The sequence below is a fragment of the Calyptranema fuscum S582 genome (genome assembly GCF_055793305.1).
In genome coordinates, this window is the sequence record NZ_JBSLYH010000020.1 from 38,416 (window position 1) to 54,285 (window position 15,870).

At 49.5% G+C, this 15,870-nt stretch carries 13 protein-coding genes; 6 read left to right on the top strand and 7 right to left on the bottom strand.

The annotated features are described in order from the left end of the window. Nucleotides 1-184: 184 nt before the first annotated feature. From tsaB to ACR6Z4_RS15055, 6 genes are all read right to left on the bottom strand, one after another. A complete protein-coding gene (tsaB, locus tag ACR6Z4_RS15030) occupies nucleotides 185-907 on the bottom strand; it encodes a tRNA (adenosine(37)-N6)-threonylcarbamoyltransferase complex dimerization subunit type 1 TsaB (protein WP_479718107.1) in 723 nt (240 codons plus the stop codon). A gap of 297 nt (nucleotides 908-1,204) precedes the next feature. After that, the gene (locus tag ACR6Z4_RS15035) at nucleotides 1,205-1,708 is read right to left on the bottom strand and encodes a single-stranded DNA-binding protein (protein ID WP_479718108.1); all 504 of its coding nucleotides are present in this window, start codon (nucleotides 1,706-1,708) and stop codon (nucleotides 1,205-1,207) included. 56 nt (nucleotides 1,709-1,764) lie between these two features. Next, nucleotides 1,765-2,397: a nucleotide exchange factor GrpE gene (locus ACR6Z4_RS15040; protein WP_479718109.1), complete on the bottom strand. Its 633-nt coding sequence runs from the start codon at nucleotides 2,395-2,397 to the stop codon at nucleotides 1,765-1,767. A 114-nt stretch (nucleotides 2,398-2,511) separates the two neighbouring features. Then, complete coding sequence (locus tag ACR6Z4_RS15045) at nucleotides 2,512-2,724, bottom strand: DUF2997 domain-containing protein (RefSeq protein WP_479718110.1); 213 nt, start codon at nucleotides 2,722-2,724, stop codon at nucleotides 2,512-2,514. 137 nt (nucleotides 2,725-2,861) lie between these two features. Continuing rightward, nucleotides 2,862-4,535 (bottom strand): transglutaminase domain-containing protein, encoded by a 1,674-nt coding sequence (locus tag ACR6Z4_RS15050; RefSeq protein ID WP_479718171.1) that lies wholly within the window; start codon nucleotides 4,533-4,535, stop codon nucleotides 2,862-2,864. A gap of 267 nt (nucleotides 4,536-4,802) precedes the next feature. Beyond that, entirely contained in the window at nucleotides 4,803-5,498 is a 696-nt protein-coding gene (locus ACR6Z4_RS15055; RefSeq protein ID WP_479718111.1) for a bifunctional sterol desaturase/short chain dehydrogenase, read from the bottom strand. Between the two features lie 397 nt (nucleotides 5,499-5,895). On the opposite strand from ACR6Z4_RS15055, the gene ACR6Z4_RS15060 reads away from it, so the two are divergent. From ACR6Z4_RS15060 to ACR6Z4_RS15070, 3 genes are all read left to right on the top strand, one after another. Next, complete coding sequence (locus ACR6Z4_RS15060; protein WP_479718172.1) at nucleotides 5,896-6,501, top strand: Uma2 family endonuclease; 606 nt, start codon at nucleotides 5,896-5,898, stop codon at nucleotides 6,499-6,501. Nucleotides 6,502-6,724: 223 nt separating this feature from the next. Continuing rightward, nucleotides 6,725-7,615 carry an SDR family oxidoreductase gene (locus tag ACR6Z4_RS15065; protein WP_479718112.1) on the top strand — a complete coding sequence of 297 codons (891 nt, stop codon included), beginning with the start codon at nucleotides 6,725-6,727 and terminating at the stop codon, nucleotides 7,613-7,615. A gap of 843 nt (nucleotides 7,616-8,458) precedes the next feature. Then, entirely contained in the window at nucleotides 8,459-10,066 is a 1,608-nt protein-coding gene (locus ACR6Z4_RS15070; RefSeq protein WP_479718113.1) for an NAD(P)H-quinone oxidoreductase subunit 4, read from the top strand. A gap of 165 nt (nucleotides 10,067-10,231) precedes the next feature. On the opposite strand, the gene glnT is transcribed toward ACR6Z4_RS15070, so the two are convergent. Then, nucleotides 10,232-11,551, bottom strand: a complete 1,320-nt coding sequence (gene glnT, locus ACR6Z4_RS15075) for a type III glutamate--ammonia ligase (RefSeq protein WP_479718114.1) — start codon at nucleotides 11,549-11,551, stop codon at nucleotides 10,232-10,234. A gap of 337 nt (nucleotides 11,552-11,888) precedes the next feature. Here glnT and ACR6Z4_RS15080 point away from each other — a divergent pair, with 337 nt between their 5' ends. From ACR6Z4_RS15080 to ACR6Z4_RS15090, 3 genes are all read left to right on the top strand, one after another. Continuing rightward, nucleotides 11,889-12,167 carry a sarcosine oxidase subunit delta gene (locus ACR6Z4_RS15080; RefSeq protein ID WP_479718115.1) on the top strand — a complete coding sequence of 93 codons (279 nt, stop codon included), beginning with the start codon at nucleotides 11,889-11,891 and terminating at the stop codon, nucleotides 12,165-12,167. Between the two features lie 3 nt (nucleotides 12,168-12,170). Further along, nucleotides 12,171-15,053: a 2Fe-2S iron-sulfur cluster-binding protein gene (locus tag ACR6Z4_RS15085; protein WP_479718116.1), complete on the top strand. Its 2,883-nt coding sequence runs from the start codon at nucleotides 12,171-12,173 to the stop codon at nucleotides 15,051-15,053. Nucleotides 15,054-15,160: 107 nt separating this feature from the next. Beyond that, nucleotides 15,161-15,832, top strand: a complete 672-nt coding sequence (locus ACR6Z4_RS15090; protein ID WP_479718117.1) for a hypothetical protein — start codon at nucleotides 15,161-15,163, stop codon at nucleotides 15,830-15,832. Nucleotides 15,833-15,870 lie beyond the last annotated feature (38 nt).

The following is a 15,870-nucleotide window of genomic DNA, read 5'->3' on the forward strand; positions in this document are numbered from 1 at the left end:
CGATATTACCGTTGACTGGTTAATGACTGATTCTGACGGATTTTGTGTCGGAGTCATCCAATCCTGTAAGGGCGTGGCATTTGGTCAGGGATTTTCGAGGTGACTCAAGGAGCTTTGACCTAATGCTATGCCCCTACGCTAGGGCAACACAAACTGAGTTAGAACCAGGTTAACTAGGCGGGGTTTATTTTGTTTCAACAACACAGTGTTGTCCATAAAACGGTAGAGCGTTAGACCAATGGGGTTTTACGCCCTGTTTCCAATCTAAATAGGCTAACTCCAACACATCAGCAACGGTTGCACCCAAACTATCTTGGGCATCAACCAGATGATAGGGATTTTGCCAGGTATCTAAAATCTGTTGCCATAGTGTCGCCGACATCACGGTATCGGGCAAAAGCACCATTAACTCTTCTGCATTTTTCTCGACGTTGGCGGGCAGGGGTAGCAGATTTGTTCCTGACGTTTCTAAGGCGGATGTGGTTCGAATCCCGTAAATGGCAGTAAATAGATCACCCCGTTGGGCACGCATTTGCACGGCAATATCCAGGTCTGCATCATACGCGGTCTTGGTCGCCAGCAGTCGCGATCGCTCTGCCCAGGCAATGGCTGCCAGGGAGGAGATGGCAAACAGGGGTAAATCGAGTTGCTGCGCCAAGGTTCGAGCTGTGACCACCCCAATGCGAGTGCCGGTAAACCCACCGGGTCCCTTTGCCACGGCGATAAAGGCAAGATCGTGCCAGTGTTGCGGTTGAATAAAGGCTTGTAGATGCGTATGCAGATAATTTGAAACGTCTCGCCCCAACGGCCAATTTTGGCAACGCGAATCGCCTTTGAAGTTGCTGATGGCTAGACCCAGATCAGGACTAGTCGTATGAATTGCCAGCGCATAATTTTTAGCTTGCATGGCGATCGCCTTAGAGGTTGTTCCAAATATAGCGTTAGCCGTCCAGCTTCGGACAGGGCAGGGCTAAAACCAGGTGTGAATGTTCAGGGGAATCCAACGGGTTCGCCTGAACATTCACACCCTAAATCAGCAATGCCTAAAAACGTAAGGATGGACGGCGCTGAGCGCCGTCCATCCTTGGATCACAGATGAATTAACCTGTAATTCTTTTTGAGAAAGTGGCGGCTCCGCTGCCACTTTCTCAAAAAGAATCGGGTTTTATTAAATTCCACGATCCTTACGTTGCAACGCGATTATTTAGAAGGGGATATCATCGTAATCGGGTGGTTCTGGGCTAGGTGTTGCCGGATAAGCGGGGGCAGGGGGTGCCTCAGAAACATTGGGACGGCTTGTTCTGGCAGGTTTTGCCTTTGCGGGTTGGCTTTCAGGTTTAGCCGGTGCGCTGCTGCTGGAGGATGAACCACTCGCCGTTGAAGCAGTCAACACGGCTCCGCCCTCTGCACCCAGGCGATAGATGCGCTGTGCCGTCATTTCTGCCCGTTTCTCTTTGAACCCTTCCGGACGATCGATGGTATTCATGCCCAACCGCCCTTCGATAATAATGCGATCGCCTATTTTATAGGTTTCTTGAATTTCCTGTGCTAAATTGCCCCACCCTACGACTTTCAGCCGCTCGCGTGGGTCTTCGTCGCGGATGCCCTCAAACTCGACCCACATTTCTGCCACGGCGAGTTGACTTTCGGACGTATAACGAAGTTGAGGATCTTGGACAACCTCTGCCATTAAGATGCAACTATTCATAACCGTTAAAAAGTTGAGTTTCCCTGAGGACACTTCATTGTAACGCTTGTGCAGACCTATGGAGCAGTGCTAATAGTTTTATGCGGCAGCGTGCGGCTAACCCTGGCTGGACAAAGGATCTGGCTGCCCTGGCGATAGCCAATAAACCGGATGTAGACCAATTCACCAGGTTGCAGATCGGCACCATCGGGTTGATGCAGTTGGGGGTCATAGGGAACGGCATCCCATGCAGAGCCAATGGGTTCGATCTGCCAGCTTTGCAGCCAATTTTCTAGCGGGGTAAAGAGGGCATTGAGCTGTTTGGCAGGCAAGTCGGGTTGAAATTCTGCCATCTTGCGAGCGGTTGGGTAGCTAGTCAGCAAGGTTTGTAACTGGGCAAAGGTGGTATCCCGAAAGTCCTGGTTGAGATGCGATCGCTGCTGTTGCAATTCCTGGCGCAGGCGATCGCACTGTTGCCGCAGGTCTGCCAATTCTGTCCACAATTCTTTGGCGGCAGTTTGCTGCATGGGAGCTGGATCTGGCGGTGGTGGTGGGTCTGAAGCGTGCGGGGATAGGGGTGCTGGAGTGGTTCCTTGAGGTGGTATCGAGACAGGCGATCGCTTGCCAGCCCCAACTTGAGTGACAATCAGCCCAATACTACCCGCCATCAACACCACACCAAACCAAAACAGATCTGGATCATCCACCATGCTGCAATCTCACTTAAGAATGGGAATTAAATAACTCCGTGATTTGTTGTACGGGCGAACGGCCGTTCGCCCCTCCAAACGATTCAATATTCGATCTTATTTAATCCACGATCCTTAGGCTTGAGTTAAAGACTGAATATCGTTTACCCACACGTCACCGTTAGTCTGATCATGGTCGGGCAAAAGCTCTCGTGACGCGATCGCACCCAACGCCTGTTCAATCCCTGCCGTTGTTGAGAGGCAACTGGAACCTGACGCATTGAGAACGGTTTCGATGATCTTGCCGTCTTTGCCAATGCGATATTCGATCGTTTGATACTCTGCCATAAAAAGTGTCTGGGTTAGCCGTGCTTCTATCCTAATCGCTAAAGCCGATTTTGCAGCGATGTAAATCGGTATACAAAACGTTCCAGGGTCGAGGTGGCATGCCACCTCGACCCTGGAACGTTTTTAGAGTGCCAGTTCTATGATTTTTCAAACGGGGGCAATTCACCCAAAATCTTAAACCGGACATGGTTAATGGCTAGATCGCCAATGGATACATCCAGCGATTCGTCTGCGGTATTGATGCCTTCAAACCTCACATCTTTACCCATTTCGGCGTGCCACCAGGGTAACCCCATAAAAAAGCGGGTGGGATAAGGACCGCCTTCGATGACATCATCCACATTCGATTCCATTGGCACCCAACCAAAATCGGGAATATAAAATTCAATCCAGACGTGGTTAAAGTCGGGTTCCAGCGGAACACCCTGGCGATCGCCAAAGGCGGGGCATTTATAGCGTCCAACGGTGCGGCAAGCGATGCCATTGAGCCGCATCAGTGCCAACAAAATACCCACATATTCGCCGCAAGACCCCGTTCCCCGGTCGAGTGCTACATCGGGGGGATCGATATGAGGCTTGATGCCATAGGACAGGCGATCGTAAACATAGTTGCGAATTTTCAACACTTTTCGCAGCAAATTGGTTTCCGTACCGATCGCCTCTCGCGCTGCCTGCCGAATCATCGGTGTTTCCATCGCCAGATCATCATCATCAACCAGATAACGATTCTGAAACTCAACGGATAAGGGCGACAATTTCTCGACATTCTGGAATGTGAGGTTATATTTCATTCCCCGCATCGCTAACAACGCTTTCCAGCCAAAAATGCGACCTTCGTGGGGGGTTAGCTTGTCAAACTTAAACAGCGCAACCCGCTGTCCATCCTTGATTTCTTCGACAAACGGCATTCCCACCGCTTCTACCTTTAGCACCTGTTGTCGAACCGTTTCCGCAGGCAAGGCAATTCGCCATTCCAACTGGGGAATTTCTAAGGCTTCCAGGGGCGAAATTTCTTCTACATAGGACATCTCAACGTAATAGCCGTTGGATAAGGTGCAGTGTGCCTTAGCATCATAGTGAAAGTGCAGCGGTTGAATAAACGTGCGATCGCGATAGGTTAGCTCATAGGATGGGTCTGCATTGGGGTTATCGCGGATATATGCCTCTTCTTCGGCATAGGCAATGTAGAGCAAATCTTGACCTGAGGGATCGGGATGAAATGTCAGACCCGTGGGTGTAGAAAACGGCGTCAGGATGTTAAATAACACCTCTCCCGTGGCGCGATCTAAACAATAGACCGTCTGTTCCATCTGGTCGCAAACCCACAATTCCTCTTCCCGAACGGTGAGATTTTCAATGCCAACCCCAGGTGCCGGAAATCGCGTGATCGGTCGAGCTGTAACCGCATCAAAAATATGAATATAGCCTGACTTTTGGCAAGAAATATAAACCGTCGATTGCCATACTGCAATGCCATCAGCAGCATAGGGTAAGTTAGCAAACTGATGCGGCTGGAAATCTTGTAACGTACACCAGTAGACCCCCTGCCCTTTGGTGAACCAGAGGCGATCGCCTGCCAATGCGATTCCCGTAACATCAACAAAATCGGGCGCATGGTAAGGATTCAGCACGGTCGTATTGTCTGTCGCCGGATCAATCTGCACCAAATATCCCCGAATCGTGTCAATGGCGATTAACTGATCTCCAGTCGAAATCAACCCATATAAGGCATAAACGCCGATGGGTCGAAGGGTGCGTTGCCGCAAATTGGGCTGAGAAACCGCTGAATCGATCGTGGGTAGCGTTGACATACTGGATTCGAGCAACATAAGCGACAGGAGATGGGGTTGATGCAAAATCGTCTTTGCCGATCATCATAGGCAAAACGGTGATTTGTCTAATGTATCGTGGGGATCTGCTGGTTCAACTTCTTGATAGATTCTCGCGTAAAGATCCTCACCCCTTGGTCAGCGTTAAAGTTTAGGATCGCCAGTCTCTACCTATGTTTCTGAGACCTCCGAGGTTTTAAAACCTCGGAGGTCTAACGTTCCGCAGCCACCCTACCTCTGCGTGGGTGGTTATGGTTTCCGAGAAAATAAACGAAAATAAAGCGATCGCCCTATCTCTTTCATCGGAAATGCAAGGTAAGTTAATGGGTTAACCGTCACGATAATATCGGTTACCCCCAGTTTCGCCAGCTCAATCACTGCCCAGGCAACCCAATCCGACGACAGGACACCAAACGGATTTAGCTTACTTTTAAAGGGACCCAAAATCAGTTTACGAATGACACAGGGGGCATCCAATCGCCGCAGGGTTATCAGATCACCGATCGTCCGCTTGGATAACTCATAGAGCGGACTGAAGGCAGGACTCACTTCTGCTTCTGACGTATTGACCCACAGTTCCTTAGACGTGGGCTGCCCCGCTGCCGTTATCGTGTCAAAAAATAATTCTGCCCAGCGCCAACTGGAAAAGGCATTGACTTCGTAGGATTTGAGAATTGCCTCCGGCGTGCGATCGCCATACACATTGACCCCATGATTCAAAATCAAAATATCAACCGTTTTCAAGCGATCGCTTAAGTCTGCTTCTGCACCCATCCGCCAGGGCACCACCTCCACCGATGACTCAAACGTAGCTGCCGATGTGGTTAACGCCACCACCGTTGCCCCTTGCTTGAGCAATTCTGTGATCAGCGATCGCCCCATGGCTCCGGAAGCGCCCGTCACTGCCACCACTTTACCTTTGAGCATGCGATCGTTGCCCCCCATCAGCCGATTGTGTTCTCAGTGAAATGATGATGGATTTGAACCCATCGTCAACAAATGTACAGCCATCTCAAATGGGTTGTGTGAGAACCCGCGCTTCGCGCGGGTTCTCACACAACCTTTGTCTTAATAAAGACCATTATCTAGTAGTAAAACCCAACCAGATTTTCGGCAGCACCAAAAATGCGATCGCTCAGCCCATTTCTAGACCAGAATAGGACGTATGGCGATTTCTAGAAAAGGTCATCCCAGCAAATCTTAGGGGCGAAGCATTCGGACGATGATTTTCGCCATTGACCAAAGACTATCTACCGAATGCTTCGTCCTTACAGAAGTCACATCTTTTTCAGAAATCGGCTTATACAAGTTCGTCATCATCCTTCATCTTTTGTTCTTCCAGATGATTATTCAGCTTGAGAAGAGAAACTATACAACCGAAGAATATCTTGAACTTGAGATTGCGTCTGAAACGCGCAATGAATACCGCGATGGAGCCATTATTCCGATGACAGGAGGGACTCCCGATCATAACGACATTGCCAGCAATCTTGTCGTTGCCCTTAAACCCGCCTTAAAAGGTAAACCCTACCGAGTGTTCATTGCCGATCAGCGCCTTTGGATTCCACTTGCCACAGCGGATCTGCAAACTAATCGCAATTTCTATACCTATCCTGATGTCATGGTTTTAGAAAAGCCGCTGCAACTTCAGCCTGGGCGCACGGATACGGTGATTAATCCTTGCTTTATTGCCGAAGTGTTATCCAAATCCACTCAAGATTATGACCGGGGTGAAAAGTTTGTTGCTTATCGAACTATCGAGAGCTTGAAAGACTATCTCCTCATCGATCAATACCAAATTCATGTGGAACACTACGTCAAAACATCTGCCCATCAATGGCTGCTGTCTGAATACGATGATCCCAACATCACACTCTCGTTTGATACCTTTGAATTTCACATCAAAATTGCAGATCTCTACGAAAATATTGAATTTGCAACACCTTAAGGATCGTGAATTTAATCAACCCGATTTGCTTTGAGCGCGACGGCTTCGCGATCGCGCTCAAAACGAGTGACAGGATAGGTATCTGAGATTCTCAGAGACATAAGGGAGTGGAGGATGCGATCGCCATTCCCTGTCTAAGAACCCCTCTCCGGAGGGTGTCGGTCACCCGATCGATCGTGTAACGTGATGTGTAGATTTCAAACGATCTTGAGGAAAAACCGTCATGTTCCTAGTCACCGGAGCCACTGGAGGGTTGGGTCGTCGCATTGTTCGACTGATCTGTGAGCAAAACCAGAGTGTCAGAGCGTTTGTCCGGCTGACCTCGCGGTATGCAGAGTTAGAAAACCGGGGGGCTGACATCTTCATTGGCGATCTGTTGCAACAGCGAGATATCGAAAAAGCCTGTCAGGGCGTTCAATATGTCATCAGTGCGCATGGATCCAATGACGGTAATGGCGGCGATGCCCAAACGCTAGACTACCGCGCCAATATTGACCTGATTGATGCGGCAAAGGCAGCGGGAGTACAGCATTTTGTCTTTATTTCAGTGCTAGGTGCCGATCGCGGTTATGAAGATGCACCCATCTTTAAGGCAAAACGAGCGGTCGAAAAATATTTAGCTGCCAGTGGTCTAACGTATACGATTCTGCGACCGTCTGGGTTTGCATCGAATCTGTTACCGTTGGCTGAGCGGTTCCGGCAGACGGGCATCTATCTTTTAGTTGGCGATGCCAAAATCAGGTCTTCGATTGTGAGTACAGATGATCTTGCCAAAATTGCCGTGCAATCGGTTAGTCAGGAATCTGCCCGCGATCGCATCTTCCCGGTAGGTGGTCCCGAAATTTTAGAGCGCAGAGAAATCCCTGAAATCTTTGGGCGTGTGTTTAACCGCGAACCGATGGTGATCAATCCTCCGTTGCTGGCAGTCGATGGCATTCGAGCGGCGATCGCCCTGTTAAACCCACCGGCAGGAAAAGCACTGGGCACGTTTCGAACCTTGTTAGCTAATGAATTTTATTGCTCTCGTAGTGAAATAGAGACGCTGGAAACTTGCTTCGACATCCAAATGGAGTCGCTGGAAAGCTTTATCAAGCGGTATATGGGCAATATCTAAGGATCACAGATTAATGAAAACCCGGACGTTTATATTTGGCAGCGCGGCGGAGCCGCGCTGCCAAATATAAACGTCCGGGTTTATTAAATCCACGATCCCAAGGTTTGCATTAACCCCAGCTTTTGGGTCGGTGGAAGCCTTGCTGACGGCAAAACCTCCATCCCCCAAGGGAGAAAACGGAATAGAACGAACGCAGACGGGTGGATTGAGTCTAACCGTCTGCTTTTTTATGCGGTGATTTATGTGGCGATTAAGCGATCGCCTGACGCGATCGCATTGGGACGGGTGATGGATTGGAACCCGTCACGGAGCATAGTGGTTCAACCCGTTGCCCGTCCGATTGGGAACGAGTAGGATTGTGTAAAGTAATGTTAAGATTTTAGTGAGGGATTGCGATCGCTCTTTCAACAGCTCACAGTCCTGCAAAATCAAGTTCCCAAGCGAAGCGATAATCATCTTGCCTTTATCAAAAGAAACAATTGTTAAAGTTTTGATTTTTATAGGACATCAAAGTTTACCTAACTTAACGATTGGGGTACGCTGGATACGTAGGTAAAAATCCTCGCCAAATCTCTGCTTAAGCGTTTGCTTAGTCTGTCGAGAAAAATTTTCTGGGAGTCCCCAAGGTCACAGTCTCTTGGTCATCAGACTGATTTTCAACGTTGTGCTCTACCTGACTCACATCCATCATCTAGCCCGACATCAAGAGCCTCTGTCATCTTCTCGCCTCCCCATTTGGATTCGTCGCGCTTCTTTGCAGACTGAGCGCAGGTTGCAAATTTACCCATCAACTGTGCAACCTTCGTCCCATTTATCCTGAAAAATTCTGGGTAGGCTCTCACGATGAGTACTGATTTTCCCTGGTTAACCGCTATTATTTTGTTTCCGATTCTGGCAGCTCTGCCCATTCCATTCCTGCCCGATAAGTACGGTAAGACGGTCAGATGGTATACCCTGGGTGCAGCGCTGTCAGAGTTTACGCTCATCCTCTACGCCTTCTGGAAAGATTACGATTTTCAAAATTCTGGGTTTCAACTGGTTGAACGCTATTCCTGGATTCCCCAAATTGGCTTGAATTGGTCGTTAGCGGTCGATGGACTATCGATGCCTCTGGTGATTTTAACCGGGCTGATCACGACATTAGCCATTTTTGCCGCCTGGAAAATTGAGCATAAATCCCGCTTGTTTTACGTCCTGATGCTGGTGATGTACAGCGCTCAGATTGGCGTATTCGTGGCTCAGGATATGCTGCTATTTTTCCTGATGTGGGAATTGGAACTGGTTCCAGTCTATTTGCTCATTGCCACCTGGGGAGGAACAAAACGTCAGTACGCGGCCACCAAGTTTATTCTCTACACAGCTGCCGCTTCGATTTTCATCCTGGTAGCAACGCTGGCAATGGCATTCTATGGCGATACATTTACCCTGGATATGCATGAGCTGGGGCTAAAGCACTATTCCTTGCCGTTTGAATTGTCGATGTATGCAGCGTTGCTGCTTGCTTTTGGGGTGAAGTTGCCCATTTTTCCGTTTCATACCTGGTTGCCCGATGCCCACAGTGAAGCACCTGCTCCAGTGTCGATGATTTTGGCAGGGGTGCTGCTGAAAATGGCGGGCTATGCGTTGATCCGCTTCAACCTGGAAATGTTGCCCAATGCCCATGTTTACTTCGCTCCCGTCCTGGCAGTGTTGGGTGTGGTCAATATTATCTATGCCTCTCTGACAGCCTTTGGACAACGCAATCTCAAGCGTCGGCTGGCTTACTCGTCGATCGCCCACATGGGGTTTGTCTTAATTGGCATCGCTTCTTACACCACCTTAGGAATCAGTGGCGCACTGTTGCAAATGGTGTCCCATGGCTTGATTGCAGCCGCACTTTTCTTCTTAACAGGTGTTGCCTATGAACGGACGCATACCCTGACGATGGATGAGATGGGCGGTTTGGGTAAGCAAATGCCAACTACTTTTGCCCTGTTTACCGCAGGGTCAATGGCATCGCTGGCGCTACCGGGGATGAGTGGATTTATTGGCGAACTTTCGATTTTCCTGGGCTTTAGCAGCAGTGATGTTTACAGCACCAGTTTCAAAGTGGTGATTGTTTTGCTAGCGGCGTTTGGTGTGATTTTGTCGCCCATCTACTTGCTATCGATGCTGCGCGAAGTATTTTACGGCAAAGAGAATGTTGATTTAGCGGCACAGTTCCATCTGTCTGATGCCAAGCCGCGTGAAGCTTTTATTGCAGTCTGCTTGTTGGTGCCGATTATTGGGATTGGACTTTATCCCAAATTGGCAACCCAAACCTATGATGTCAAAACGGTAGAGGTGGCAGCTCAAATTCGTCAGGTGTTGCCTGTGATTGCTGAGCAACCCTTGCACAACTTCAATCCACCCTTTATCGCCCCTACGATTTTAGGAATAGAGGCGAAAGAGTTAGTTGGTTTTGTGGAATAAACGACACTGCTTAATCCAGCTATGAAATATAGTAGGAGTGCCGCATGGAGTGCGGCACTCCTACTATATTTCATAGACTAAATCAGCAATGCTGTCCTGAAAAGGGATTGCCACCACCCAGAGGGTGGTGGCAATCCCTTTTTGTGTTTCATCAGGTTGAGCGCTTTAACAACCGATATAGTGCTCTACTTCCCACGGTGTAATTGCCGCGTTGTAAGCATTCCATTCTTTGTACTTAAAGTCTAAAAACAAAGGGGCAACCTCGCCCAAGATCGACATCATCAAAGCATCTTGTTCCAGACATTGCAATCCCTCTAATAAATTGGCTGGTAGCGTTGGCAGGTCAAATTCTGCGCCTCGGACAAACATATTTTCATCCAGGCGATCGCCTGGTTTCAGGTGTTGATTCAAGCCCTCTAAACCCGATGCCAGCAGGGCTGCTTGCGCCAGATAGAGATTGGCAGCACCATCGACGAGACGACATTCAAACCGTCCCCCTTCAGGAATCCGAATCATATGGGTGCGGTTGTTGCCTCCATAGGAAACATAGTGAGGTGCCCAACAACTTCCCGAAACACTATTTGCTGCTGAGAGCCGTTTGTAAGACGTCACGGTGGGGCTACATAGGGCAGATAAGCCGCGTGCGTGGCTCAGCACTCCGGCTAAAAATTCATAGGCGATCGCCGATAACCCCATTTCATCTTTCTCATCGGCAAACGCATTGTCCCCGTTATTCCACAGACTCATGTGGATGTGTGCCCCATTTCCCGTGAGATGGGAAAAAGGTTTGGGCATAAACGTAGCCGTCAAGCCGCGTTGTTCTGCCAGGGTTTTGATCATGTATTTGAAGAAAACATGGCGATCGGCAGTGGTCAGGGCGTCACTATACGTCCAATTAATCTCAAACTGACCGTTGGCATCTTCGTGATCGCATTGATAGGGTCCCCAGCCCAACCCTTCAAGGTAACTCACGACCGTTGAAATAAAGTCAAACTGCCGCATCAGATTCAATTGGTCATAACAGGGGCGAGAGGCGGTATCTTTGGCATCGGCAATTTCATACCCCGTGGCTGTTTGTTTCAACAAGAAAAATTCGGCTTCCACCCCGGTCTTATAGCTGTAGCCCAGGCTTTCGCACTGATTCAAAATCTTTTTGAAGATGACTCTGGGGGCGGCGGCATAGGGTTCACCATCCAGATAAGCATCGCTGGCAAGCCACCCCACATTAGGTTGCCAGGGCAAAACAATCAACGAATTTGGATCAGGAATCGCCGCAATATCGTGGGCATCGGGTCCCAGCCCTAAATTGGATGCAAACGGCGCAAAACAAGCCCCACTTTTTTCTACGGGTGCAATCTGAGACGCAGGGACTAATTTGGCACGGGTTCCCCCTAACAAATCGGTATAGGACACCAAAAAAAACTCTAAATTTAGCTCATCAGCGAGTTCAACTAGCGATCGCTCTTGCGACATCGTCGTCACCATGTCAAGCCCTCACGACATTCACCTATAAATACATCAGCCTTGTTCTGACGAGTTTGTATCGGGAGATACGCTTATCAGAAATAGACTTTGTTAAGTTCCGTCTAAGGATCGTGAATTGAATAAAACCCAATTCTTTTTGAGAGAGCGACGGCGGAGCCGTCGCTCTCTCAAAAAGAATTACAGGATATTTAATTTGTGATCCTAAGAGGATGTTGGGAACGTCCTGTTATTGGCATCAAATGGTATCAAAATCTTTCAGATCCCCTGAGGATTGTGGTATTAAATCCGATCGACTAGTGAACATCCTCTCCCCTTGAACCAGGGAATTTCAGAACCCATGAGTTTTCAACTAACCTGTCCCAATTGCGGTAAGCGACCTGTCAATGAGTTTGCCTTTAAGAGTGAATATCTGCCCCGTCCGGTTGCAACGGCTGACTTTGCTGACTGGGCAGCCTATGTTTATCTGCGCCACAATCGCAAAGGCAAACAGGTGGAATGGTGGTATCACCGTAGCGGTTGCCAGAGTTGGTTTTTAGTAGAACGCGACACAACCCATAACACCGACCATACCAGTTTTAGGTTCCCAGATCTGAACGCATACCTGGCAGAAGAATAAGCGATGGTTAAGCGCATTACTCACCATAATTATTTACGTTTGCCTGAACCTGGAGAAGTCGTCAAATTTACCTACAACGGTCAGCCCATTACAGCGCAAACAGGAGATACGATTACTACTGCACTAATGGTAGCCGGGGTATCCATTTTTTCGCGCAGTTTTAAGTTTCATCGTCCTCGAAGTGTCTACGATGCTCACGGACAAGGCCCCGAAACTCTATTCACGGTGGATGGCGAACCCAATGTCTTAGGCGATCGCACCTTAATTCGAGCCGGAATGCGTGTTGAAAGCCAAAATGCATTTCCTTCACCCGAATGGGATGTCTTCGCGATTAATGACGTAATTATTCCGCTCTTGCCCAATATCTTTTACTACAAGATGTTTCACAAACCAAAAGGTCTGTGGCGCATTGTTGAACCATGGATTCGCCGAGCGGCTGGTTTAGGGCAGATCGATCGCAAGGGCGAGACAAACGAGCAACGTTATGAAAAACGGTATCGGTTTCCAGATGTCTGTATTGTCGGTGGCGGCATTGCTGGACTGGCGGCGGCTAAAGCCGCTTTAGCCGACCATAAACAGGTGCTATTAATCGACGATCAAGCGCAACTGGGTGGTCATGCAGTGCATTCCATAGAACGGGTGAGCGACTGCCAGGAGGCAAGTTTAAATGGCTTAGCGGCTTATGAAGCGATCGCACAGTTGATCGACTCCCTTACCTCCCATGCCAATCTGGAAATTCTCACCCAAACCAGTGTATCTGGTGTTTACGAAGATAACTTGATTGCCGCTCAACAGGGCAATGATTTATTTAAAATTCGGGCGGAATCGGTGGTTCTCGCACCCGGAGCCAGCGATCGCCATTTGGTATTCGAAAACAACGATAAACCGGGAATTTTGACGGCTCGTGGGGTCGAACGATTGATTGCCTGCCATACGATCGCCCCCGGAGAGAATGCCGTTGTTATTACCTGTCATGACGGCGGCTATCACACGGCTGTGATGTTGCAGGGGGCAGGCACCTACGTTCAAGCGATCGTGGATGCTCGACCTGAAGGAACGCCCGGAGCGTTTGAATACCAGGCGCGAAACCTGGGCATTCCCATTTACTACGGTCAAACCATCCACGCCGCCCACGGTGACAAAACCCTCTCCTGGATCGAAATTGGTGATGTGACGGGAGGCACGACCCTGCGGAGTTTTAGCTGTGATCTGGTGGTCATGGCGGTGGGCTTCAAACCCCAACTCCAGCTCTTATCCATGGGGCGTCTCTGTCCGATGTGGGATAGTCAGCGGCAAATTCTCCGAGTTTCCACCCTGCCCCCTGGTCTGTATGCTGCCGGGGAAGTGAACGGCAGTGCCACGTTTGCGCGTCTCTATGCCGAGGGTTATGCCGCAGGTAGAGCTGCTGTTTTGGGTCAACCCCAGCCCCCATCACGGCGCGACCCGACGGATTATATCGAGGCATTGCCTGCGGACATTGAAGCGGGAGGACGAAATCATTTCATTTGTAAGTGTATGGATGTGACTCGCCGGGAGGTCTGTGCCTCGATTGGGGAAGGATTTGATGCAGTAGAAACGCTGAAACGCTATACCAGTATGGGCATGGGTCCCTGTCAGGGAAAGTTATGTCACGAAGCGATCGCCCGTCTCGTTGCCCAGGATACCGGACTGCCCGCCAGTGCGGCACTGCCAACGACCATGCGTCCACCCTTCTCACCCGTATCCTTTGGGGTTCTGGCAGGGCGATCGCCCCATCTCCAGCCGATTCGTCGTACCCCCATGCATCTCTGTCATGTAGATGAGGGAGCAACATTTCTGGATGCGGGGCAATGGCACCGACCTCATTCTTACCGGGATCCGCAACAAGAATCTTTGCACGTACGCCACCACCTGGGCATGATTGACATCAGCACCCTGGGTAAAATCGAGATCAGCGGTGCAGATGCCTTAGAGTTTCTTCACTTCATCTTGCCGGGACGGTATGACACGCTGGCGGTTGGTAAAACCCGCTATTCCATTATGGTGGGGGACGATGGCATTTTGTTTGAAGATGGTACTATTTCTCACATCGCCCCAGGTCACTATTACATCACGACGACGACGGGTAACCAGGATGCTATTAACGCCCTGTTTCAGTGGTGGCTAACGATCGCACCCTATACTATCCAATTCAAAAATTTGAGTGCGGTTTACGCTGCTATCAACGTCACAGGGCAAACGGCTCGATCGTTTCTGCAACCGCTTGTAGATACGGATCTATCGAATGCTGCTTTTCCGTATATGGGATGTCGGACAGGTGCGATCACAGATATTCCTGTTTTACTCTTTCGCATTGGTTTTACTGGCGAACTGGGTTACGAACTTCACTTTCCGGCAGAGTACGGTGAAGCGCTGTGGAATTATCTGTTAGAAAAAGGTCAAGCCTTTGACTTAAAACCCTTTGGCGTAGAAACCCAGCGAATTTTGCGCCTGGAAAAAGGACACTTGATTCCGGGTGTCGATACCGATGCCCTGACTCATCCCTATGAAGCGGGTGTTGGGTTTGCCATCAAAGCTGACAAACCCGATTTTGTCGGTAAAGCCTTTCTAGACCAGTTCAAAACCAGGGGGTTAGATCAAAAACTGGTTCCATTTCAGCTAGAGCCAGATGCACCGTTGCCCACCGATGGTGTGGCAGCATTCTACAAGGGGCAGTTGATTGGGCGAGTTACCAGCGTTCGTCACAGTCCCATGCTAAAGCGAGGTATTGGGCTTGCCTGGGTGACGCTAGATTGTTCTGCACCGGGTCATGCCTTTATAATTCGATGTGCCAATGGGCAAGACATCGTTGCCACGGTACTCGCCCACGCCGCTTACGACCCCGATGGCATCCGATTAAAGGGGTAGTGTTTCAAAGGCGTTGTGATTTGTCAAAGCGCACGGAACGAGCCTTGACAAACCATTCACAACACATCTAGAACATCATCGATTACAGGCTTAATGGAACAGTAGCTATGACATCTAGCGCTCTTGTGAAAACTAGCCCCCTTTCAGGGGTCTACCGCAACTACCCGGTGCAACTTAGAGATATTGCTGGATGGCAGATGGCAGAGCACTTTGGCAATCCAGAGTTAGAACGCCAACAGCTGCAAAGCGGCTGTGTATTAGCCGATTGGTCGCATGTGGGGAAACTATCGATTTCTGGAAAAACTGCTGCTGAAGAGGTTGAAACCTTCTGCCCTGGAGCCGGAGCGATCGCCCCTTTAACCAGCTACCAGACCCCCAATTTAGCCCTGCTACGCCTCACCCCCAATGATTACCTTCTCCTCTGTCCATCTGGGGAAGAAGCCACCCTGATGATGCAATTAAACGGCACGGCTGTTACCTTGATCAACCAAACCGGGGCAATGGGTTGTTTTGCCTTAGGGGGTGCCCGACGAGATGCAGTATTAGAGCGATCGACGGCACTAAATTTGCGTCGCGATCGCATTCATCCGGGGTCTGTGCTTCAGACTACCGTTCACACCATCCGTTGTACGCTCTATCGCACCCATGACCTGGAGATTCTCCTGCATCCTCGCAGTCTATCAGAGTCCTTGTTCGACGCCCTTCTGGATGTCGGCATCGGCTTGGGGTTAGTGCCGACAGGGCTGGCTATTTTGCCCGTGCAGTCCAATCTATTTTGAATATGCCGCATATTTTTACATCTATAGTGCTGTGTGGG